27 protein-coding genes are annotated in these 23,180 nt (G+C 37.4%); 4 read left to right on the forward strand and 23 right to left on the reverse strand.

The genetic code is table 11. The features are described from left to right. Positions 1–24: 24 nt before the first annotated feature. On the reverse strand, positions 25–918 hold the full coding sequence (gene ftsX / locus KBP50_RS12040; protein WP_050352328.1) for a permease-like cell division protein FtsX: 894 nt from the start codon (positions 916–918) through the stop codon (positions 25–27). Beyond that, positions 908–1,594 (reverse strand): cell division ATP-binding protein FtsE, encoded by a 687-nt coding sequence (ftsE, locus tag KBP50_RS12045; RefSeq protein ID WP_050352327.1) that lies wholly within the window; start codon positions 1,592–1,594, stop codon positions 908–910. Before ftsE ends, ftsX begins: the two co-directional genes overlap by 11 nt. 216 nt (positions 1,595–1,810) lie before the next feature. On the opposite strand from ftsE, the gene KBP50_RS12050 reads away from it, so the two are divergent. Both KBP50_RS12050 and KBP50_RS12055 read left to right on the forward strand, forming a co-directional pair. Next, positions 1,811–1,978: a hypothetical protein gene (locus KBP50_RS12050; protein ID WP_156875377.1), complete on the forward strand. Its 168-nt coding sequence runs from the start codon at positions 1,811–1,813 to the stop codon at positions 1,976–1,978. A gap of 130 nt (positions 1,979–2,108) precedes the next feature. Further along, positions 2,109–2,297: a hypothetical protein gene (locus KBP50_RS12055; protein WP_156875376.1), complete on the forward strand. Its 189-nt coding sequence runs from the start codon at positions 2,109–2,111 to the stop codon at positions 2,295–2,297. A 190-nt stretch (positions 2,298–2,487) separates the two neighbouring features. On the opposite strand, the gene cccB is transcribed toward KBP50_RS12055, so the two are convergent. The 19 genes from cccB to KBP50_RS12150 all read right to left on the reverse strand — a co-directional run bounded on the left by cccB (position 2,488) and on the right by KBP50_RS12150 (position 19,628). Beyond that, positions 2,488–2,844, reverse strand: a complete 357-nt coding sequence (gene cccB / locus KBP50_RS12060; RefSeq protein ID WP_050353508.1) for a cytochrome c551 — start codon at positions 2,842–2,844, stop codon at positions 2,488–2,490. Positions 2,845–3,019: 175 nt separating this feature from the next. Then, positions 3,020–4,121, reverse strand: a protein-coding gene (prfB, locus tag KBP50_RS12065) for a peptide chain release factor 2 (RefSeq protein WP_128743556.1) whose coding sequence is annotated in 2 segments (ribosomal slippage) — positions 3,020–4,048 and positions 4,050–4,121 — 1,101 coding nt in all. Because the reading frame shifts where the segments join, the coding sequence is not laid out codon by codon here. A gap of 74 nt (positions 4,122–4,195) precedes the next feature. After that, a complete protein-coding gene (gene secA, locus KBP50_RS12070; RefSeq protein ID WP_050352326.1) occupies positions 4,196–6,706 on the reverse strand; it encodes a preprotein translocase subunit SecA in 2,511 nt (836 codons plus the stop codon). Between the two features lie 659 nt (positions 6,707–7,365). Then, entirely contained in the window at positions 7,366–7,515 is a 150-nt protein-coding gene (locus tag KBP50_RS12075; RefSeq protein WP_156875375.1) for a hypothetical protein, read from the reverse strand. Between the two features lie 655 nt (positions 7,516–8,170). Next, positions 8,171–8,728 (reverse strand): ribosome hibernation-promoting factor, HPF/YfiA family, encoded by a 558-nt coding sequence (hpf, locus tag KBP50_RS12080; RefSeq protein ID WP_050352325.1) that lies wholly within the window; start codon positions 8,726–8,728, stop codon positions 8,171–8,173. 196 nt (positions 8,729–8,924) lie between these two features. Beyond that, a complete protein-coding gene (fliT, locus tag KBP50_RS12085; protein WP_050352324.1) occupies positions 8,925–9,278 on the reverse strand; it encodes a flagellar protein FliT in 354 nt (117 codons plus the stop codon). Continuing rightward, positions 9,278–9,679 (reverse strand): flagellar export chaperone FliS, encoded by a 402-nt coding sequence (fliS, locus tag KBP50_RS12090; RefSeq protein WP_050352323.1) that lies wholly within the window; start codon positions 9,677–9,679, stop codon positions 9,278–9,280. The genes fliT and fliS overlap by 1 nt, the downstream gene beginning before the upstream one ends. A gap of 20 nt (positions 9,680–9,699) precedes the next feature. Continuing rightward, positions 9,700–11,175 carry a flagellar hook-associated protein 2 gene (locus KBP50_RS12095; RefSeq protein WP_306423709.1) on the reverse strand — a complete coding sequence of 492 codons (1,476 nt, stop codon included), beginning with the start codon at positions 11,173–11,175 and terminating at the stop codon, positions 9,700–9,702. An 83-nt stretch (positions 11,176–11,258) separates the two neighbouring features. After that, on the reverse strand, positions 11,259–11,624 hold the full coding sequence (gene flaG / locus KBP50_RS12100) for a flagellar protein FlaG (RefSeq protein ID WP_232231226.1): 366 nt from the start codon (positions 11,622–11,624) through the stop codon (positions 11,259–11,261). A gap of 258 nt (positions 11,625–11,882) precedes the next feature. Continuing rightward, positions 11,883–12,101 carry a carbon storage regulator CsrA gene (csrA, locus tag KBP50_RS12105; RefSeq protein WP_050352322.1) on the reverse strand — a complete coding sequence of 73 codons (219 nt, stop codon included), beginning with the start codon at positions 12,099–12,101 and terminating at the stop codon, positions 11,883–11,885. A 2-nt stretch (positions 12,102–12,103) separates the two neighbouring features. Continuing rightward, the gene (gene fliW, locus KBP50_RS12110) at positions 12,104–12,553 is read right to left on the reverse strand and encodes a flagellar assembly protein FliW (RefSeq protein WP_050352321.1); all 450 of its coding nucleotides are present in this window, start codon (positions 12,551–12,553) and stop codon (positions 12,104–12,106) included. 109 nt (positions 12,554–12,662) lie between these two features. Next, positions 12,663–13,220: a DUF6470 family protein gene (locus KBP50_RS12115; protein ID WP_050352320.1), complete on the reverse strand. Its 558-nt coding sequence runs from the start codon at positions 13,218–13,220 to the stop codon at positions 12,663–12,665. A 64-nt stretch (positions 13,221–13,284) separates the two neighbouring features. Further along, positions 13,285–14,166, reverse strand: coding sequence for a flagellar hook-associated protein FlgL (gene flgL / locus KBP50_RS12120; RefSeq protein ID WP_050352319.1), 882 nt, complete (start codon positions 14,164–14,166; stop codon positions 13,285–13,287). 8 nt (positions 14,167–14,174) lie between these two features. After that, positions 14,175–15,701, reverse strand: a complete 1,527-nt coding sequence (gene flgK / locus KBP50_RS12125; RefSeq protein WP_050352318.1) for a flagellar hook-associated protein FlgK — start codon at positions 15,699–15,701, stop codon at positions 14,175–14,177. 14 nt (positions 15,702–15,715) lie between these two features. Further along, positions 15,716–16,207 carry a flagellar protein FlgN gene (locus KBP50_RS12130; RefSeq protein ID WP_050352317.1) on the reverse strand — a complete coding sequence of 164 codons (492 nt, stop codon included), beginning with the start codon at positions 16,205–16,207 and terminating at the stop codon, positions 15,716–15,718. 26 nt (positions 16,208–16,233) lie between these two features. Then, positions 16,234–16,497 (reverse strand): flagellar biosynthesis anti-sigma factor FlgM, encoded by a 264-nt coding sequence (gene flgM, locus KBP50_RS12135; protein ID WP_050352316.1) that lies wholly within the window; start codon positions 16,495–16,497, stop codon positions 16,234–16,236. Positions 16,498–17,059: 562 nt separating this feature from the next. Continuing rightward, positions 17,060–17,464 carry a TIGR03826 family flagellar region protein gene (locus KBP50_RS12140; protein WP_050352315.1) on the reverse strand — a complete coding sequence of 135 codons (405 nt, stop codon included), beginning with the start codon at positions 17,462–17,464 and terminating at the stop codon, positions 17,060–17,062. Positions 17,465–17,539: 75 nt separating this feature from the next. Next, on the reverse strand, positions 17,540–17,971 hold the full coding sequence (locus KBP50_RS22130; RefSeq protein WP_232231223.1) for a ComF family protein: 432 nt from the start codon (positions 17,969–17,971) through the stop codon (positions 17,540–17,542). A gap of 247 nt (positions 17,972–18,218) precedes the next feature. Continuing rightward, on the reverse strand, positions 18,219–19,628 hold the full coding sequence (locus KBP50_RS12150) for an ATP-dependent helicase ComFA (protein WP_050352313.1): 1,410 nt from the start codon (positions 19,626–19,628) through the stop codon (positions 18,219–18,221). A 209-nt stretch (positions 19,629–19,837) separates the two neighbouring features. Here KBP50_RS12150 and KBP50_RS12155 point away from each other — a divergent pair, with 209 nt between their 5' ends. After that, positions 19,838–20,176, forward strand: a complete 339-nt coding sequence (locus KBP50_RS12155) for an SCP2 sterol-binding domain-containing protein (RefSeq protein ID WP_050352312.1) — start codon at positions 19,838–19,840, stop codon at positions 20,174–20,176. 301 nt (positions 20,177–20,477) lie between these two features. On the opposite strand, the gene KBP50_RS12160 is transcribed toward KBP50_RS12155, so the two are convergent. Beyond that, complete coding sequence (locus KBP50_RS12160; RefSeq protein WP_128743460.1) at positions 20,478–21,620, reverse strand: LuxR C-terminal-related transcriptional regulator; 1,143 nt, start codon at positions 21,618–21,620, stop codon at positions 20,478–20,480. A gap of 65 nt (positions 21,621–21,685) precedes the next feature. On the opposite strand from KBP50_RS12160, the gene KBP50_RS12165 reads away from it, so the two are divergent. Then, positions 21,686–21,961, forward strand: a complete 276-nt coding sequence (locus KBP50_RS12165) for an ABC-2 transporter permease (protein ID WP_128743458.1) — start codon at positions 21,686–21,688, stop codon at positions 21,959–21,961. 163 nt (positions 21,962–22,124) lie between these two features. Here KBP50_RS12165 and KBP50_RS12170 read toward each other — a convergent pair whose 3' ends face one another. Continuing rightward, positions 22,125–22,967, reverse strand: coding sequence for a DegV family protein (locus KBP50_RS12170; RefSeq protein ID WP_050352310.1), 843 nt, complete (start codon positions 22,965–22,967; stop codon positions 22,125–22,127). Positions 22,968–23,180: the final 213 nt, after the last annotated feature.

Raw genomic sequence — 23,180 nt, forward strand, 5'->3', positions numbered from 1 at the left:
CTCTATGCTGTTGATTGATTTAACTTACACTTTAAGGAACTTCCTTACGCTCATCACACTGCCCCATACACCTATGACTGCTCCAATAGCTAGTACAATTCCCGAAAGCTGAAAGGCGAATGGAGAGTATGGTAAAATCTTAATAAATTTATAGGTCGTTTGCTGGCTAACAATGTCTTGCAAGTAATAATACCCAGTTAGCACAATAACAATTGGAAGGATAGATCCTAATACACCTAGTAATAACCCTTCCACGAAAAATGGCCATCTAATAAACCCATTCGTTGCACCTACTAGTTTCATAATCCCAATTTCCTTGCTTCTAGCCATAATTGTAATTTTAATAGTATTTGAGATTAAGAAAATCGCAGTAAATACCAAGCCGATAATCAATACTAAGCCAATGGTTCTTGCGTACTTATTAAATTCAAATAATCTTTTGACAACGTCTTGTCCGTACACCACTTCCTGTACAGCGTCCATCTGTTCAATTTTTTCTGCCACAGCCGCTGTATCTTCAGGGTCTTTGGTTTTTACAATATATACATGATTCAATGGGTTGTCCTGTTCAAACATTTCCCATGCTTGTCCCTCTTCTCCCATGCTGTCAATCAATTTCTTCAGTTCATCATCTTTAGAAGAAAAGACAGCTGAATCAACACCGTCAATTTTTTTAATTGCTTCTCCTAAAGCTTGAATATCTTCTTGGTTTGCAGTTTGGGTAATCATGGCATCAATTTGCACATCTCTTTCAATGTTATCTGCCATTTGATTTAAATTAAGCATTAATGCCAAAAAGGCAGCAACTAAAATTAATGTCGTTGTCACTGCACCAATTGAAGCCATTGTCATCCAGCCATTACGACTAATATTTTTAAACCCTTCTCGTATATGTCGCATAAATGTTCTAAACTTCATAGCCGTATTCACCTCGATGTTCGTCTCTTACAATAACTCCATTTTCAATTGCAATAACACGATTTTTAAAGGTATTGACAATTTCCTTACTATGGGTCGCCATAATAACCGTTGTTCCTCTATCATTGATTTCCTGTAATACTTTCATAATTCCCCATGATGTATCAGGGTCTAAGTTACCTGTGGGTTCGTCAGCAATGACAATTTTAGGGTTGTTAACAATAGCACGTGCAATGGAAACGCGCTGCTGTTCACCGCCAGATAACTCTTGTGGTAGTGATCTAGCTTTATGTTTTAAACCAACTAAATCAAGTACTTCCATTACTCTTGTTCGAATAAGTGCTGGAGGTGATTCAATCACTTCCATTGCAAAAGCAACGTTTTCATAGACTGTTAGTTTGGAAAGCAATTTGAAATCCTGATAAACGACACCAATATCTCTCCGAAGTAGCGGCACTTTCTTTTCTTTTAATTCATTTACATTAACATCATTGACATAAATCGTTCCTTTGGTTGGTTTTACTTCACGGACTACAAGCCGAATAAATGTAGACTTTCCTGCGCCGCTAGGGCCAACTATGTAGACAAATTCTCCACGATCAATTTCTATATTTATTTCATTCAGGGCTGAAACTCCATTATCATATGTTTTACATACATCTTTCATTTTTATCATTAAAAAATCACCTTTATTTTTTATTGTAGCGTGCCAAGTTTATTCATCAAATAATCACTCCGTGAAAAGTAGTAAGGAGTGATTCCATATTATTATAACATCTTTCTGCACGATTTTTAGACATAAAATTATTACATTTATATTTCAAGGGTAGGAGTTTATGAAATATATTGTCATTTTATAGAAAATCAAGGGTACTTAGCACTATTCTTGCTGATGGATATATTTAACTATTGCTGGATAAGTGGTTTATTTATTAGAGGAGAGACATCGAATGTGGACAAAGAAAGTGGGAACCGTTCTTTCGTTACATTTCCAGATGAACAAAGACTCAAGCGCCCGTTTAGCAACGTAGCGAATGGAACGAATCAACTAAAGATTTAGGAATCATGCCACTAAAACTGGGGTATGCCGACGTCTGGGCGGCAAGCCCTTCTTTAGTCGGCCCTCCTCTTCGTAACGAACCGATGAGGCCTTATCGTAGGGCGGCTTCGTGAAGTCGCCTAGTTGGGCGATGGAGCCGGACGTGGCTATTCGGTTATTTCGTTATCCACAAGCACCTCATATTATAGGTTCCTATACAAGAACAAAGGCGCAAGCGCCCGTTCAGCAACGTAGCGAATGGAACGAATCAACTAAAGATTTAGGAATCATGCCACTAAAACTGGGGTATGCCGACGTCGGGCGGCAAGCCCGTTTTTAGTCGGCCTTCCTCTTAGCCCGATGATGACTTATCGAGGGCGATTTCGTGAAGTGGCCTAGTTGCTGGGCGCTAAAGCCGGACGTGGCTATTCAGTTATTCCCTTATCCCAAAGCAACAAACTTTATACTTTCTTATTATTTAAAAAAAGCTTACTTGGCATAAAACAAGTAAGCTTTGTTTCTTATATCTACTATTTCTTTTCAGCCAACCAATCAGCGAGCACTTGAACGTCATCGCCAGTTGCCATCCCTGCTGGCATGCTTCCTTTACCATTGTTAATAATGTCTGCAATTTCTTCAGCAGAGTAATCAGATCCCACTTTCGTTAAGTCAGGTCCGTTACCACCACTTAGATCTGCACCGTGACAACTTGCGCAATTGCTTTCATATATTTTTTCAGCGCCTGCGGTATCTACGGAGCCACCTTCTTCTGTTTGCGTTTCTCCCTTATCTGCTGACTTTTCGGATGCATTATCATCATCGTTGCCCCCACATGCACCTAGTACCAACACTGTGCCAAACAGCATTGCTAACAACCACTTTTTCATCATGCAAATCCCCCTAACAAAATATTGATTAATGATTCATTAACTCTATTATAACCAATTTTTGCTGTTTTAAAACACTTCCCAATGCCAAATATTGCTATCTGCAAATGTTAAAGGCTGCTATAGCAACACGTAAAGCCATTTATGACTAATTTATGAAAAATCAATTCAGACTTTAATTTACTTGTTGCCGAAGATATGCATCGATAAATGGATCAATTTCCCCATCCATTACAGCTTGTGTATTACCGATTTCCACGTTGGTGCGATGGTCTTTCACCATAGAATATGGATGAAAAACATAAGAACGAATTTGACTTCCCCAGCCAATCTCCATCTGCTCTCCACGAATTTCTGCTAACTCTTGTTGTTGTTTTTCAATCTCCAGCTGATATAATTTTGATTTGAGCATTTTCATGGCTGCTTCACGATTTTTTATTTGTGAACGTTCATTTTGACAAGTAACAATCGTATTCGTCGGTACGTGTGTAATACGGACAGCAGAATCTGTCGTATTTACGTGCTGCCCACCTGCACCACTAGCACGGTACGTATCAATTTTTAGATCTTCAGATTTGACTTCAATATCGACATCATCTGTCATTTCCGGAGTTACTTCACATGAAACAAATGAAGTGTGTCTGCGCCCTGACGAGTCAAATGGAGAAATTCGTACTAAGCGATGGACGCCTTTCTCTGCTTTTAAATAACCATAAGCATTATGCCCTTTAATAAGCAATGTTACACTTTTAATTCCGGCCTCATCACCTGCTAAGTAATTTAGTGTCTCCACTTGAAAATTCTTTTTTTCAGCCCAGCGTTGATACATCCGTAACAACATGCTGCCCCAGTCTTGTGATTCCGTACCACCTGCTCCAGGATGTAATTCTAAAATGGCATTATTTGCGTCATAAGGTTCACTTAATAAAATTTGTAACTCAAAGTCATTTAGCTGGTTACGTAAAGATTGGAGTTCTTCAATTAATTCCTCCAATAATTCCTGATCATTCTCTTCCTTAACAAGTTCATAAGAAACCTCTAAGTTATCATGTTGCTGTTCAAGGTTAGAAAAATTATTGACATACGTTTTTAGGTGGTTCATTTCACTTATTACATGTTGCGCTTTATCTTGTTCATCCCAAAATTCAGGCGCAGTCATCTGTAATTCTAAAGTCTGAATACGTCCTGTTTTTGCTTCTAGGTCAAAGAGACCCCCTAAAGTCATTGATTCGGTTACTCATTTTATCTAATTCATTTCTAATATCTGTAAGTTCCAATGCAATCACCTCTATCATTTGATTATTGTCTAAGCGGTAGGAAAGCACCCCGTATTCGGAGTGCTTTGACATACTTATTTTCCGTGACAATTTTTATATTTTTTGCCACTACCACAAGGGCAAGGATCGTTTCTTCCTACATTCTGCTGCTTCACAAATGGTTTACGTGTTTTTTTTCTCTCTTCTTGTCCTCCAGAAACAGCTTGTGTATTTTTCACTACTTCCTGACGCTGAAGGTTATCACGAATTTCTGCTTTCATAATATACTTGGCAACTTCTTCTTCGATACTTTCAATCATGGACTCGAACATCGCAAATCCTTCTAGTTGATACTCCCTTAGCGGATCATTTTGTCCATATGCACGTAAATGTATACCTTGGCGAAGCTGATCCATTTGATCAATATGATCCATCCATTTCGTATCAACTGTACGGAGCAGGATCACTTTTTCAAACTCACGCATTTGCTCCTCGGTCAACTCTTGTTCTTTTTCATCGTAACGTACTTTTACTTTTTCCATAATCCATTCCGTTATTTCTTCTTGATCTTTCCCTTTGAGATCGTCTTCCGTTATTTGCTCAGGATCAAGTAGGTTTCCTGTAACATAATCAACAATCGCTTTGTAATCCCAATTATCTTCATCATCATCTTGGGTATGTGTTGCGACAACACGTTCTAATGCGGATGCGATCATATTTTCAATAATCTCGCGAAGATTACTTTCGGCATCAATAACTTCAAAGCGTTGTTTATAAATTATTTCACGTTGCTCTCGCAATACATCGTCATAAGATAAGACCGTTTTACGAGCGTCGAAGTTATTTCCTTCCACTCGTTTTTGCGCTGACTCCACAGCACGGGAAACCATTTTACTTTCAATTGGCTGGGAGTCTTCCATTCCTAATCGATCCATCATCGAACGTAAGTTATCGGAGCCAAATCGACGCATAAGTTCATCTTCCATAGACAGATAGAACTGAGAAACACCAGGGTCTCCTTGCCGGCCAGAACGTCCGCGTAGCTGGTTATCAATACGCCTTGATTCGTGACGTTCCGTTCCGATAACAGCAAGCCCACCTAATTCAACAACGCCTTCGCCTAATTTAATATCTGTACCACGCCCGGCCATATTAGTAGCAATTGTAACCGACCCGCGTTGACCCGCATTTTCAATAATTTCAGCTTCACGAAAATGATTCTTGGCATTTAATACTTCATGTTTAATGCCAGCCTTTTTCAGCATTTTTGAGATAAGCTCGGAGGTTTCAACAGCAACGGTACCTACAAGAATCGGCTGGCCTTTTTTATGGCGTTCTTTGATTTCTTCAATTACCGCACGAAACTTCCCTTCCATCGTCTTATAAATTAAATCTGGTTTATCGTCACGGATAATTGGTTTATTTGTTGGAATGGCGATAACATCCATATTATAAATATTCCTAAATTCTTCTTCTTCCGTCTTTGCTGTACCCGTCATACCAGCAAGTTTATTGTACATGCGGAAAAAGTTTTGAAACGTAATAGAAGCTAACGTCATGCTTTCATTTTGAATTTGCAGACCTTCTTTTGCTTCAATCGCCTGATGAAGTCCATCACTATAGCGACGTCCTTTCATGAGACGCCCAGTAAATTGGTCGACGATAACCACTTCGCCTTCCTCCACCACATAATCATCATCACGATGCATCGAAACATGTGCTTTCAAAGCTTGATTAATGTGGTGCGTTAAAGAAACGTGATTTAAGTCGAACAAATTCTCGATAGAAAAATAGCGTTCTGCTTTATTAATTCCTTCTTCTGTAAGCTGAACACCTTTTGTTTTCTCATCGTAAGAATAATCATCTTTCGTCAATGTGTTAACAAAAGCATTTGCCTGCTGATATAAGCTTGCCGATTTTTTCGCAGATCCCGAAATAATTAATGGTGTTCTCGCTTCATCAATTAAAATAGAGTCAACCTCGTCAATAATTGCATAATTCAATGGGCGTTGGACCATCTGTTCTTTGTACAAGACCATATTATCACGTAAATAGTCAAATCCATATTCATTGTTTGTACCATAAGTAATATCCTGATAATAAGCTTCCCGTTTTTGTTCTTTTGTAAGACCATTGCCATTTAATCCAACTGTTAAACCGAGGAATTCGTAAAGTACGCCCATTTCCTTTGCATCACGACTTGCCAAATAATCGTTTACCGTAATAATATGCACGCCTTTACCAGCTATTGCATTTAAATACGCAGGCATCGTCGAAGCTAATGTTTTCCCTTCCCCTGTTTTCATTTCAGCAATGTTGCCTTCATGTAAAGCGATAGCTCCCATTAACTGTGTTTGGAACGGACGCATACCTAATACACGTCTTGCCGCCTCTCGAACAACAGCATATGCTTCCACAAGCATATCGTCGAGGGACTCACCATTTTGATATCTAGTTTTAAATTCTTTCGTTTTCTGTTGTAATTGGTTATCGGAAAACTTTTCCATTTCCGGTTCTAACGCCTCAATTTGGTCGACAATTTTCTGTAGTCGTTTTAATTGTCGTTGCGTTCCATCACCAAAAATTTTCTGTAATATTCCAGCCATTTATGCAGCACCTCAATATTTATCAAAAATAAGGAATTTCAATTCATTTAGATACCATATTGCCTATACATTTTTTATTTAAAATCAAATGGACAGAGCATATATGGATATTGCTAGTTTAAATATTTTCATCCAACATTTATCATAACACTTTCTAAAGATAGATGACAACTTGGAACACAAAAACAAGTCAGTCATGTATTTTCTTGCTTTTATACAATTTAATGAATTTTCTTGAAAAATGATTACTCCTAAAGCCGAAGTGTATCGCCTTCACTTTTCGCAGCGAGAGCCTCCACTTCCTAAGAAGCAAAGAACAGCTTCCTAAGGAAGTTTCGACTGCTAGATTTCCATAGAACAAGGAAAGCTACGGCAGCGCAACAGTCCATATTCTAGCATTAGAATAACTTGGCGGTCGCCTAGTTGCTGGGCGATGGAGCCGAACGTGGCTATCCGGTTATTTCGTTATCCACAAGCACCTCATTTTATAGTTTCCTGGTGTATGAAATAATGTAATTACCAAAAAACATAAAAAACCCCCAGCGACTTCCTACAAATATAAAAGAGTGGTCCGGGGATGAACCACTCTTTTTAGAGAGGATAACAGAGGATATATGGAGGTTCTTGCTTTAGTACGGGGAGATGTGACAGGGAGACTTTTATCGCTCTAGTTTTATTGTTCCCTCCTTTAGTACTGCTATTTGTCGATTTAACACAGCTATAATCTCCACAAGTTGGCTGATTGTTCTCTCATGCTGTTCCACTTTTTGATAAAGTTGCTGTAAGCGAATAGTTTCACCTTGTTCCAATTACCCACCTCCTGCTCTTATATAATTTATATCACATACGAACTTGATTAAGCTAATCGTCGATTTTTAATTTTAGGTATAAAGTCGACATTATTCTTCAATAGACAGGATAAAACACCTAGCCAAAAGGTCCTTTTTGGTTTTTTTGTCCATTATTATGAAAGCGTTTTTTGAATTTAGTATTTTCGACACCAATTTTCGACATTTTTTACTGAGATTAGTAATCTCTGATTGATTCAATTCCTAATTTGATTTCTTATTGCATAGTTCTAATCGGTCGTACTCTCTTATTTCACTAACTTCAACTTTCTAAAAGAAACATAGAATGATGATTAACTTTTTAGTATTAGACATCAGTCTATATGTTAATTCCTCTCCTTGTCTATTTTACTTAGTAATCACTTTTTTGGAATACCAAAAACCAGCTGTAAAAACAGCTGGTCTTCTTCTTTTTTGAATTTCACCCCGCATATAAGGTGCTGTAAGACTCCCACTTGAAGGGGTGGATAAACAAGTCTAAGTGGGAGATAGCAGCACCTAAATGCCCTATTTCGTACGAGGGTCATGCCTTTGGACTACTAACAATTAGTGGGGGATGAATGAAAATCCCCCATTAATTGAAGATTCACTTTATTTTCAAACCTATTTTTATCATTTAAGCGTTCGGTTCAATCAATCCGTATTTTCCGTCTTTTCGGCGATAAACAACGTTAGTATCACCGTTCACAGCGTTTTCAAAAACATAAAACGAATGACCCAACATATCCATTTGTAGCACCGCTTCTTCTGAATCCATTGGTTTTAAGTCAAACCGTTTGGTTCTAACAATTTCTATTTCAGAAGATTCCTCTTCCTGCTCCCCATTCAAAGCATCTTTTTCCAATTCTGCAAAAACATGCTTTGGAGATCCTTTTTGTCTGAATTTTCTATTCACTTTAGTTTTATGTTTTCTTATTTGTCTTTCCAGTTTATCGACAACTAAATCAATAGCTGCGTAGAGGTCGACATGCTGTACCTCGCCGCGTAGTAGCAAATTAGTCATCGGGATCGTAACTTCAATCCTTTGCTCATCATTGTAGACACTTAAATTCACATGTACTTCGGAAGTTGGTGGAGTATCAAAATACCTTTCTAGTTTGCCTATTTTTTTCTCCACATAATCACGTATAGCTTCCGTAACCTCAAGATTTTCACCACGTATGTTAAAGTTCATATCAGTGTCCTCCTTTCTCCTGATACTCTCATTATACAACGTTTTCCATCAAATTTCCTGTTAAAACTATTAAAATGTTAATGAACCGTTAATTTAAATCGTAAAACCCTTGCTACATACATATCTAACCTATTTACAGTAGGTTTACAAATGGATTATGTGTGACCTTTAGACGTTTTAGTTCATTGCAATGGTTTTATTTTTTTCGATCTAAAAACATTCCATCTCGAGCTTGTATCGTTTCATAAGGATTAGCATACTTACGATTCGACTGTTTTTGTTTTTTCATCTGTTTCATTTCTAGTTTTAATGCATCAAATAACGAAAGCATGCATTGTTCAATCAATTGGTTTAATCGAATCACTTCTTGAGCTGTTGCTTTTTCTGCTTCTGAATACGGGGGTGACAGTAAATCCATTTGCTCGCCTCGCTCCTCCATTAAATTATTCACTTTCGCAATTAGGGCTTCTCGTTCCTTAGAATCCGTTTCTTGTTGCAGGAGGTCATATAATTCTTCGGTTATGTTGTATAGGGATATTAAACGGTTCATTATACATGAGCACCTTTAGTATATTGATTTTTTCTTGTTTGCAAGATAACTTGCTTCCATGTGTCGCGAAACTCGATAGCAAATTCCAGCACTTCTTCCAAAGCGGTTTTATCATTGTGCATATTCGCTTCCGTTAATCGGTGGAACATATATTCATAAAGTGACATAAACTGGTGTGAAATATCCACTTCCACATCTAAAGTAATCATCAACTCACGAATAATATTTTGCGCCTTTTGGATATTGGTATTTTTAGCTTCGAACTGATTGCCTTCTATATCTCTCATTGCCTGTTTGATAAACTTAATACAACCGTTGTACAGCATTAAGGTTAATTCTGAACTCGATGCTGTATTAACCGCGTTGTTTTGGTAAGCTTGATGTTGTTTATTGAAGGACATACTGTTCACTCCCATCTTAATTACATGCCACCACCGAATTGGGACAATAGCTGTGCTGACTGTTGGTTCATACGAGATATTGCTTTTTCCATCGCAGTAAATTGTTTCCAGTAGCGGGTTTCCACTTGTGTAAGCCGAGTTTCAAAAGCCTCTATGCGTTCATCTAGCTCCTTCATTTGTTTCCCTAACGTATAGCTTTCCAATGAAGGTGTTAGCACACTGCCAGCTTTTTTACCAATTTGTTTCTTTGTAACTTCTAAGGCATCATCTAAACGTTGAATGAGTCCACGTGATTCTCCTTCATCGCTATTAGTAAATAGCTTTTGAACGTCTGCAGGATTCTCACGAAGCGCTGATTTTAACTTTCCTTCATTAACGATTAGCTTCCCACCATCTAAGTAGTCTTTAGATGTTTGAATCCCAACCTGAGTTAATGAAGTATACTCACCACCAGTTTCCACCTTAGCATACCAACTGGAACGCAAGTTAGACAATCCACCAGATATTGTAGTATCACCACGTAACAGTCCACTTTTAGCCCGTTCTTCCCACAGCTCAATTTCACTCTCAGACATATCTTTCTTCTGTTCTTCGGTTAATGGTAGAAAATCGCGATAGCGTTCCTCAAGCTGCGAACTATTTAACGCTTCAACAACTTCGTTATATTTATCAACAAACTTCATGATCTTTTCGTACGAAGCTTCTACATCATTTGTAACCGTAAGGCTTGCATTTTTACCATCTGTCGTTTGCTTAAATTCAAATGTCAATTTATCGCCTAACTTATAGGAATTTGTTTTGGACTCCATCTCTAACCCGCTATTATTGTACTCAAATTTCGCGTTCGTTCCGCCTTTTTCCTTACTCATATCCATTTGAAGAACTTCAGCTAAAAATGAATCTTCGGCAAATTGAATTTCAGCGCCATCTCGATAATTACCCGTTCTTGTTGTTTCCATCATTACTTTATTACTAGATTCATCATAAAACATGCGAACATTATTATCGTCACGCGATATTTTCTTTAACACATCTGATAATGTATCACCTGCTTTAATTTCATATGTATACTCTTGCGTCTCCCCCTTTTCATTCACTGTATTAAATGTAACTTTTTCTCCTGCTGTTAGTTTATCTGTCGGTTTGATAGTCAATTCGTTTTTACTCACATTAATAGCCGTACTTGCTAATTGATTGACCTTAATTTGATATGTACCATTAGCAGTATCTGCGTTCGCTGTTGCAGTTACGGCATCTTGCAGTGAGGAACTAACACTCTTTGCGTTATATGCTATGCTTTTTTTCATTTCAATCATTAAATTATCTAGCTCAGTTAGTTTACTATTAATTTCTCGAAATGCATCCCTTTTCCACTCGAGTTTCGTACGGTCCTGCTCCAATTTATTTAATGGGATTCGTTCCGCATTCATTAACTTATCTACGATTGCTTCAATATCCATTCCACTTGCCAAGCCACCAACACGCATAACCATCATACTTCTCCACCTTTTACGCATTAATTATGTTAGGTTGTTCAAAACCCGCTCTAAACGTTACTTGTACACATGTTAAACATGTCCTAAATTTTTTCGTCAATTAATATTCCCATAAACTCTGCCATATCCGCATACATATCTAACATTTTTTTAGGCGGAATTTCTTTAATAATTTCGTCTGTCAACGGATTAACGACTGCCACGTAATATTCGTTCAGCTTTTCATGATATTTGAATCGTAAATCTGTCCGTAACGGTTCAATAAATTTGTTCAATCTTTCTACAGCTGTTTTTAACTTATCTTTCGTTACAACAATAGAGGGTCCTTGGTCACCGTTACTCTGCTTGTCACTGATTTTCATTGCTTCTTTCATAACCACTAGCCGGTCGTTCTGACTTTGTAACTTAGGATGTGATCCGGCAACAACGCGTTCTAATCGCATATCCATCTGCTTCACAACCTTTTTATTTTTATATCGGAACAGCAGGGAACTTATTAAAGCGATTATTTAACAGAGTTACTGAAAAATTGCTGTAAAATGGAACTTTGATCTAATTTGCTTCCTTTTTTATCTGTCTGTCATGACTTAGAAACTACCGAAATGATGGACATTGGAAAGCAACGTCACACCGGTTTTTTTAAAAGCTTCAGCTTAATTTAACTCGGCTCTATTTACCGTTTATCCAACATGCCACATGAACAAGTTCTATGTTTTCTTTAATAAATTTACTAATTCATTTGGTATGTTTGCAGCTTGATTGTTTTCATGCATAATATCCAAATAAATCTCCTTCCGATAAATATCTACAGATGAAGGAGCACTTATTCCTATCTTCACTTGATCCCCTTCAATCCCAAGCACTTTCACTTCAATGTCTTCACCAATTTGAATGGCTTCACTACGTTTACGAGTTAATACAAGCATGCTTATTCTCCTTTCGCCATTAAAGGATCGCTAATGGTAATGGGCGCTCTTGTCATATATTCATTCGTATTAATTACAAACTGTTTCCCAGATAATTTGCTTGCATTAATAATAATGGGCGCTTGTAAATTCATCGTGCTATCCTTAAAAGGCTCCTTCAGAGTTACAATCGATAGAACCATAATGTCGGATTCATCAATCAATTGTAATGCTTGTACAGTGCTTTCATCCAGTTTAAATGTATAATCTGGATACATATGATATGGATTTATTACAATAAAGGCAGTTTCTTTGGATTTCGTAGATTGTAATATTTGAAATATAGATGGATTAGGAAAATCAAGTAAAACAAATTCTGTTTCCTGCTGAAAACCTAATACACCTGTAGGGAAATGAATAATGCTCGTAGATACGATGTCCACTTCCCCAAAATATTTTGTATCCATACGCATGTCGTGTCTCCCCTTTCCATCTGTTTCGTTGAATCGCATACTTTAGTACAGAAATGAAAACCCCGTCATTTTTCAGTCGTCCCGCTTTTTCATCCAGTTAAAAATAACTTTAATTGTTTACCACTTCTATTTTTAAATCCTGATATTGCTTCATCTTTGTGGTCACATCGCCCGGCTCATAATCATGTTGTGCAGCGTTTGGTTTTATATTTATAACCGGTGATTTAGTATGTACTTCTATCTTAAGCTGGGACGGTTGATAGCTCGTTTTTACAGAAAAAACAGATGGTATGAAAGTGATCCCTAATCTTTTCATAGGTGGCTGTGCATTTGCCTTTGCCTGCGAAATAAGCGGATTCCCTTTCTGTTCAATCTTCATAAGCTCTGATCCTTGCCGTGCGCGTCTCTCTATTCCTTCTAGTACAGCCTGCTTTCCATCGCTTGCAAATTGGTAATTGCGTTGAAAAATAGACATCAGATTCATATCAGCAAATGCCTTTGTTTGATCAATTGTCAATTTAGCAGGCGTTGTGCGCATCTTTACTTCTGCCTTTGGCTGTTGAATCGACATTTCTGCTTTCGGCTGACGGATCGTTTGTTTCGCTGCTGTTTGTTGAATTTCAATTTGTGCCATTTGCGATGTCATTTTCAGTTTCGGTATCTTCATAACTAACCGTTTCCTTTCTACATAACGGAAACCCTGTGACCCAAACTGGGACAGGGTTTTATTGTTATCTCAAGAAATCAACAAGGGAAGGCTGGATAATTCGAGAACCTGCTGATAATGCAGCTCGGTGCAGACTTTCCTGCTTGATTAAATTTGTTATCGCTTCAGCAAAATTAACATCTTCGTTATCTGACATCATTTTTGTTGCCATTATTTTCTGATCGCCCAGCCTGTTTTCCACCAGTTCCAACCGATTCATTCTTGCCCCTAGCCCTGCTCTTGCATCAATAATTTGGTTGACTCCAGAATCGAGCTCTGAAATACTTTCACCAATCGTCTCTTCTATATTTTCCATATCGCTATTTTCAAGCTTTTGAATAAATGAATCAACTTTATCAAATAACCCATTTCCAAATACTGCTTCTCCATCCATGTTAACTTGTAACTCCGAGCCAGCGGAAATTGGGATATTTACTGGATCGGTATTAGGAGAGAAGACACCATTTTTATCAAAAGGTGAATTCGTCGTGTCCGTTCCATTAAAGATATATTTGCCATTTACTTGCGTATCCGCCAAACTAATTAAATGTTCTTTTAATTGTTTGGCCTCTTCTTTCATGCTCGCATATTCTTCTTTGTCGTTCGTTCCATTACTTGCTTTCACAGCCAATTCACGCAGCTTTTGCATCGCTTTCGTCGCCTTATCAAGCGCAGCATCAGAATTATCCATCCAATTACGCGCTTCACCTGTATTTCGTAAATACTGTTCTGCTTCATTTTCCTGTCTACGATAATTGATCCCTTTCATTGCAACAACCGGATTATCTGAAGGGCGATTAATTTTTTTGCCTGTACTTAATTGCTCCATATACGTATCTAGCTTCGTATAACTATTGGACAAATTTCGTAACATATTATTTGAAAGCATACTCTGGGTAATTCGCATACTATCATCTACCTCCCAACAATTCCCATATTATTGATGATACGATCGAGCATTTCATCGATGGTCGTCATGCTTCTAGCAGCAGCATTGTATGCATGCTGAAATTTAATCATATTCGACATTTCTTCATCTAAGGATACACTGCTTATAGACATCCGCTCATTCTCTACTTGCGCTCGAAGAATGGCAGTATTTTCGTTCATACGATTAGCTTCTTCTGCTTGTACCCCCATCTCCCCAATTAGGGAGTCATAAAAACTGTTAATAGAAGTATTTTCGCCCAGAGGGTCCCCCTCTAGTGATCTATCATTAAACACTTTGGAAAGAGCTAGTGCATTAGCCCCTTCTCCATTCGTTTCATTCGTACTTGCAGCAATCAAATCGGGTTCTTCCATTATATCTGGGTTAACGGTAATTCCAGCAGCTCCGCTTTCACTGTCTTTAAAAACGAAAAAGTCAACTCCATCCGTACCGTCCAACGCTTTTCCATTTCTATGTACACTATTAAACGCTTTAGCCATCGTAGTTGCCATTTTATCTAAATTAGTCAACATATCCGTATACGTACCTTGAATCGTACCGTCTCCATCTATATCATGGCCATAAGAAGCAATTAAACCCCCTAAAGAACCATTAGATTCAAGGATATTTAGTTGTTCGCCATTTACATTAAAACTAGTAACCGGAGCATATGGATCATTTCCATACTCCACTGTCAATTCATTTATCTGTTCTTGACCAGGATTTCCATTTACTAAAATGACGTTAGGCTGAAAAGAGTTGCCATCATTGTCTACAACCTCAATAGTAGCAATGCCATCGGCAATATGAGGTGAACTTTCACTGCTCTTTGAGTATGTAACTTTTATATTCATTATATTTGACAATTCATCGATAAGCTTGTCACGACGGTCGTATAAATCATTTGGTAAATAACCGTGCGGCTCTAGCTCACTAATTTGCTCGTTAAGACTGCCAATTTGCCGTAACAAAGAATTTGCATTTTCCACAGACGTACCGATTTGATTTTTAAGATCTGATCGATGCGACGTTAAAGATTTTGATAGATACTGAAACGTTTCTGCAACCGCCAATCCGCGATTAGCAACAACTGATCGTGCTCCTGTATTACCAGGATTCACTGCCAAATCCTGTAACGAATTCCAGAATTTATCAATCGTTTTTGCTAGCCCATTTTTAGACGGCTCATTTAAAAGTGCTTCCATCTTGCTTAGCGCTTCTGATTTCGTTGTCCAATACCCTAATCTTCCGTTTTCAGAACGAAATTGATAGTCTAAAAACTTATTGCGTACACGTTGAACAGAGCCTGCCTCAACTCCTGTTCCCATTTGACCAGGAATTTCCGGGCGATTTCTAGACGCTGCAGGATAAGGACTAAGCGTTTCAAAATTCACTCGCTGCCTCGTATAACCTTCTGTATTGGCATTTGAAATATTATGTCCAGTTGTATATAGCGCTGACTGCTGAGCAAATAGCGCCTGTTTTGCCATTTCTAATCCATGAAAACTACTCATCTCTCGTCCTCCTATTAAACCTTTGAGTCAAATAATGACTGTTTTACAGATCTCGTCTGATTTTCAGTCGTTCCATAATTCACTGATTGAATCGATGGATTCATCACATTAAGAGAAAATTGAACAAACTGTAAAGATTGCTGAATTAACATATAATTTAACTGTTCTTGCTGTTTCAACTCTGTCATAGACTTTGTTAATAGAGTGGTTAACTCTACTAGCTTCTCTTTTTCTTCTCCGGATTTCACAAGCGACAAAAGCGTCGTAACAGTGTGATCCTGATCTTGGCACTGATTTGCTGCAAACCAAGCTGCCATTTCGTGTTGCCTTTCCTTCTCGGCTTTTTCAATTTTTCTGATCTGCTTCCGCTCCGCTGCTAAAATAGATGATAATGTATCTACGTCACCGGTCTTTACAACCTCTGTTTTTTTCTTTGCGAGCTCTATTAGTTCCATATGCAGATGCAACAGTCGTTCCAATAGGTCCAAAATGGATTGTAGGCTCAAGCAAATCCCTCCTTTATACGACTCATTTACTTACCAGAGAAGAAATCAATCATCTTCTGTGCTGTCTGATCATAAGAAATCTTGTAATCACCAGATTCGATCATTGCTTTTAACCGCTCTACATGAGCAGTTCTCGCTTCGTTTTCCTTATGTCCCTTGTGCAATTGCTTTGCTTTACTTGATATTTCCAATTGATCCTTTTTCATTTCTCGTTTAACTTCCAATTGTTTAGGGATTTGCTGCTTATGGTACGGGTTAAAGTCGGATTGATTAGGTCCATTTATTTTCACTTCCACTTCACCTCTTTAAAGACAGTTTCCGTTGGCAATATGCTACTCTACTTTTATTATCGGGTAAAATAAATAATTATTAAATCGATTATTCAAAAGCTGAGGTAAAAAAACGTGCTAACTTTTCTAAAAAGTCAACTTTCAATCCGTGAGGTTTTTCTTTTATCCCACCATTGTTTGTTAGTGCTGCAAGGGTATGACCAAAAGAAGGCACTTGAATGAATCGAAAATTTAGGTACCGTTATAACCCAATTACACTCTCGGATTCCCCAAAGCAGAGTCTTATGGGATCTTATATTCCGATAAAGCGAATCTTCAATCAGTAGGAGCTTTCATTCATCCCCCACGGCTTGTTAATACTGTAATGGTATGACCTAAATGCTTTTTACGAAATCGGGCATTTAGGTGCTGTTATCTCCCACTTAGACTTGTTGCAGTACAGATTATCCAACTCCTGAAGTAGGAGTCTTACAGCACCTTAGATATGGGATAAAAGTTCTGAAATACCCATTTTTAGTCTCACATCTTTTAACATATCATACCGGCATGCTTCTTTGCCCATTTAATCATCAAACATGTAATACGTTCTTTGTTTTTCTCTTTCCTCTTCCATCTTTCTTTCTTTTTGTTCATACTGTTGTAAATCTTTTTTTAGATTTTCCCGACATGAAACACATAAATTACCTGCAGTGATCCGGGTACCGCAATGACTGCATGGGTAGCCTATATTAGGAAATTCTGATGGTAATAATCGCTTCTCTTTAATAAATTTAATAATTAACTCCTCATCTACTCCTGTGTTTTCAATAATCTCTGGCATCGTCGCTTGTCTATTTTTTCGCTGACGCATAAATTGATAAACCGTTTGAAACGCTTTTTCTTCTTCTTGATAGCAATCTTGGCAAATAGAACGTGTTCCTTTCAAAAATAAACGATCACAACGAGAACAGTTTGCTAACTCTGCCATAAATCATTCCCTCACTTTCAAAATCAAATACTGAAACGCTTCAAGCATTATTTTTTAGTATAACATGTCTACATGTTAACTTCGAATAAGCGTAAAGGAGATTACCTCAGGACAACCATGCTCTATCAACACCTTTGCAGCATGTCTTAAAGTCGTACCTGTTGTATATATATCATCGACTAAAATAACAGGTTTGTTAATAGGTTTTTTTAATCGAAACGGATTCGCTGATTCCATCCTTTCACTTCTCGTTTTCTTTGCTTGCTTTTCACTGGTCACCCGTTGTAAGTAAGCAGCTTTTGGAATAGGCAAAAATTGTGCAAGCATTTCGGCTTGATTAAATCCGCGTTCCACTTGTCTTTCTACACTTAAAGGAATGGGAATAGCCAGATGCGTTTTAGCAGTCGTTTGCATCATTTTCCGGAAATGCGTACGACATGCGTTTTTAAATATATATCCTAGCTCATAATCCCCTCGATATTTCCATTTCGTTATGATATCTTGCATAAATTCATTGTATTGATAAATTGAATAATTACATTTTAAAGTATCCTTCCCGGGAAATTTCTCCCACTGTAAACAGTCTATACACTTTGGCACATCACTTCTTCGACTACATCTTAAACAACGCGACCCGCTTATCACAGGGAGTAAATGATTGCATAATTTACATATTTTCATAGATGTTGGATAGAAAAACGTTCTCCAGGTTACTTCAGTTGTAATATTGCTGTGACAGGATAAACATTTCAAGTTATAACCATCCCCCTATCCGGTTCATTTTTTTAATCGAACGAACCGCTCGGATCATTGCATTTGTTTTTCCATCGTGAAAAAAGACCACCTCGCCAGTCGGATCGTCTACGCTCCTTCCAGCCCTTCCTGCAATTTGAACAAGCGCAGCTTCATCAAATACGGAATGACCTGCATGGATAATTGCCACATCAACAGATGGAAAAGTAACACCTCTTTCTAAAATCGTCGTCGTTACTAATACAGAAAGATTTTTCTCACGAAACAGGGAAATTTTTTGCTCTCTATCTGGATCAGAAGCATGCACAGAAGAAATTTCTGCTGGACGCTTGATAACATCTTCATGAATAAGCAGTTCACTTAAATTACTAGCTATTTTTTCCGTGAGAGCAATAGTCGGAAGGAAAATCAGCAGCTGCCGTTGCTGATTTTGTCTCAGACGGAGCCATTGGATAAAGGCACGAGGTGGATTTCCTTTGTGCAAATTTTTCTGAAGAGCAAAGCACATGCACGTTACGGGGACAGGGAGTGGATATCCATGATAACGAGTTGGTACAAAAACATGCGCTAATTGCTTCAACTGCATTTTCTTTCGCTGCTTTTGCCTAGGTGTTGCGGTTAAATATATCATTGTACCAGAAGGCTTTAATGCCCTTTCTGTCGCAAAAGCTAACGAAGCATCTTTGTGATAAGGGAAAGCGTCTATTTCATCAATGATGACGACATCAAACGCATGTTCAAACCGTAATAGCTGATGATTTGATGCGATGATGATTTGTGACGTACCTTGCTTTTCACCGCTATCCCCATATAATGCCTGAATGGCTACTGCTGAAAAAGCCTGTTGTATTCGGGGGAGTAATTCCCTTACCACGTCTATTCTTGGCGTAGCTATACAAATTCGCATTCCTTGTCGCAATGCTTCTTCGATTCCAGAAAATAACATCTCTGTTTTTCCAGATCCGCAAACAGCCCAAATCAACAGTGACGATTCTTGCTGTAAAATAAAACGTCGTACCATTTCCGAAGCCTTCGCTTGTGCTTTCGTAAGCTGACCTTCCCAAGTACAAGCAGCTTCATGTTTTTGCCAAGGAAAAGGTTGTCCATTCCAGCGGTATAGCGGCTCCGTTTCAATTATTCGACCCATTATAAGGCAATTTCGGCAGTACCAGATGACTTGTTTCCTATTGACATCATGTATCTTTGCAAATTGGGATTTTGTGCGATTTCCACAGCGTTGACAAATTTTGGTGAATAGTGTTGTAATGATGGAGGGTACTGGAGTAAGTATGTTCTTTTCAAGTAAAAAATCGAATAGCGAGTCTTCCAAAGGGATTTCTTCGCGCAGTAAAAGCTTTCCCTCTAATTGCTGGGCAAGTTTTGGATATAACAAACTTGTTTTTTTATCCATATTTTCACCATCCTCTGTTATTTAGTTCTCTTACTTCTCTTTCCAGGGAGCAATACTTCTAATGTGTCGTTATGTTGTATAAAGAAAAGCATACAAATCTAGGGGGGGTTTTTCAGATATATCTATATATCCTATATTTTTCGGGATAGTAAACAATGAAACAATCATATACGATAAGCTAAATACTATTTTAGAAAGGGGCAATGTAGATGTTAGAAGCTGGACGAATCCTCCAACAAATGAATGAAGCGATAAATGAGAAGTCATCCATTATAAAGGACATGGATGCCGTATACCAATTTAACTTCAAAAACAGTGATTCAGCTACTTATCAATTGGTAATACGAGAGGAAAACAGTTTTGTCATAGAAGGAATTGCAGAAAAAGCAGATTGTACCCTTCATATGAAGACAGAGCACTTCACCTATCTTGCTACCGGAAAATTAAGCGGAACGAAAGCTTTTTTAAGTGGTAAGCTCAAAGTAGAAGGAGATATGAGGTTAGCAATACGTTTACAAGATCTTATATCTCTATATAACAAGCAATAATGCCAAAGAAAAAATAAAACTACTATCATCTCCAGCGGTGTACTGTAAAAAATATACACTTATTTTATTTCTAAATTTAGGACAACCTTGCTGGAACACAACTATGCAATGGCGCATGGTCGGATTTATAATTAAGAGCCCGGTATTTCCTATGTTATATTTTACAGAAAAAATAGAATAATAACAATGATTTAAGATAAAAAATAAGCCAGCCATGGTTGGATAATCTTTCTTAAATGCCCCTATTATTTTCTTTGCTTCAGCTTTTCTTCCTTATTTGGAAAAAGATTCTTTTTTCAAACTATATGATTCCACTTCTTATTGCATATGCTACAGCTTGCGTCCGGTTTTTCACCTTCATTTTCCGTATAATTGTTGTAATATAATCACGTACTGTGTATTCACTTAGTTGCAATTTATCAGCAGCGCTGCTTGTTGATTCTACTTCAGCCATCAATGTTAAAACTTCAATCTCTCTTATTGATAAATGGAATGGTTGACTTAATAATGGTGATTTATTTTTAAATTCTCCGATAATTTCTCCAGAACTTTGTCCAAATTTAATCAGTGCAGAATACATATCTTCTGAAATAGTAAATTTACTGTTAGCTCCCTGATCAAGAATAGCTGCTCCTATAAGTCTATTATTTGAAGCTTTAAAAATTGGCACAACGACAACTGATTTTAATTGAAATTTCTGAACATAATTAGCTGGGAAGCTGTCTTTGGCATCAGAAATATAAAGAGGTTGCAGAAATTTCATCCCCTTCCCAAACAATCGCAGTAATTCAAGTCCATTATTGATTAAAGGCAGATTCCGTACATCTTCTGTAATCCCTTGAATTGCCTTAATGTCAAAACGATGACCGGATAAGCCAATTCCTACCTCATCGTTCGGAGAGTAAGAAAAAATTCCGCACCGTTCAAATGGTAAGTAATTGATAAACCCTTTCGTCACTAGTTCTAAAGCTTCATCAAATGTTTTAGCTTGTAAAATAGATTCATAAAACATGATAACAGCATCTTTCCATTGCTGTTCTTGGCGAGATATGTTTACCATTGCCTTACTACTTTCGAAGAGTTGTAGCGTATAGTTTATAAAAGGCGTAATGTATTTGTTTTCCCTATCCATACATAATAGTAGCGTACTGTTTTCAAAAGGAATCGTAATCGTATTGGTTTTATCAGAACTTGGAATATACTTCAATAATTTTTCCGTTAAGTCAAAAATATGACTTGCTTTAAGATCGTAGGTTGTGCTAACCAATTGCTGGCTTTTATGAAATGATTTGTTTACATAAAATACCTTTTCATTTCTTTCGATAACAGCAATCCATTCAATAGGCAATTGTTCGGAAGTTACAAGATGTTTTAAAAAATGGTCCATTGTAAACAAATATTCTCTTTTTTCCGTAAGCAAATGTTCACTAATTTTAGTAAACACATATTGTATAGCTTGGAGGTCGCTATAGTAATATTGGTAGATTTATTGCTTTAGTATTTGTTGTCTTGCAGTTATCAACTACTGGATCCTCATTACCTATTGATATGCTTCCAGAAGGATTACGTCAGTTAAGTGCCTTTTTACCATTTACGTATTCTATAGAAAGTTATCGAAGTATTATTACTTTGGGGATTACGTCAAATATGTGGAAAAATATTAGCGTTTTATTCCTTTATTTCATTATCTTTTCCGTCTTTGCCTTGATCGTCTTTTTTGTAAGATATCGTTTCGATAAAAAGCAAATAGAACACCAAGCTAATATAAATGAATCTGTTAGTTAACCATGGAAACAAGGCCCTCCCTATTATAGGGCCTTGTACCATTCTCCAGCAATGGTGATAAAAAAACAATTGGTCTATAAACCATCATTTTTAGTTATTTAATGCGAGTAGTAAGCAAATTACGAATGAGCCAATTATATTTCCAGTAGTAAGTTGTAGCGCTCTATTTTTTATACCATGTCACACCCAATGCGCCTTCTCCAAGATGTGTGCCAATAACAGGTCCAAAATAACTAATGCTCGTATCAGCGTCAGGATATTTTTCTAAAAAACGTTGTTGCAAATCCCTTGCAGCAGTTTCATTATTCGCATGAATAAATGCCACTTTCAACGGATGATCTTCAGAAGCATCGGTTTCCAATAAATCAAGTATCCGTTGAAGAGCTCTTTTCTTTGTGCGAATTTTTTCAAATGGAACGATCACCTTATCTACAAAATGAAGAATTGGTTTCACTTGCAACATGCTGCCTACTATTGCTTGAGCCCCGTTTAGGCGTCCTCCTCGGTGCAAATTACTTAAATCATCAACCATAAAATAACCACGCATCGTTTGCTTCATTTCATCGAAGCGCTGGATAATTTCGTCAGGTAGCTTTCCATTTTTTACCATATCTACCGCTTCTAATACATAAAAACCTTGCGCCATACAGCTTATTTCAGAATCATAAGCATAGACATCAATTCCATCTACCATTTCACCAGCACTTACTACAGCTTGATACGTACCACTGATTCCACTGGAAAGATGAACAGAGACAACCGCATCATATTCTTTAGCCAAACCCTCTAGTAAACTAGTAATATAACCGATCGACGGCTGCGAGGTTTTTGGTAACTCTTTTGTATCAGTTAATTTTTGATAAAATTCATTCGTTGTAATATCAATTTCTTCCTGGTAAGAAGCATCAGCAAATTGGACACTTAAAGGCACCATATATATATCATATTTATCACGTATTTCTTTCGGTATATAAGCGGTGCTGTCTGTCATTACAGCAACTTTCATGCAAACCTTCTCCTCTTTCCATATTCTTTGCTTTTGATATTTTCATATAACAATCCTACTATATTTTACATGAAAATAATAAAAAATGCATGTTTTATATGAAGTAATGAGTCTTTCAAGTATTTACGGGATTACCCTTACCTTACGATCTTCCATTAAGCTACATTGATATTGAAAAACCTTTAAGAATGATCGCTCATGAACTGCTTTGCT

Origin of the sequence: Virgibacillus pantothenticus (genome assembly GCF_018075365.1) — a bacterium.
Classification (GTDB): domain Bacteria; phylum Bacillota; class Bacilli; order Bacillales; family Amphibacillaceae; genus Virgibacillus; species Virgibacillus pantothenticus.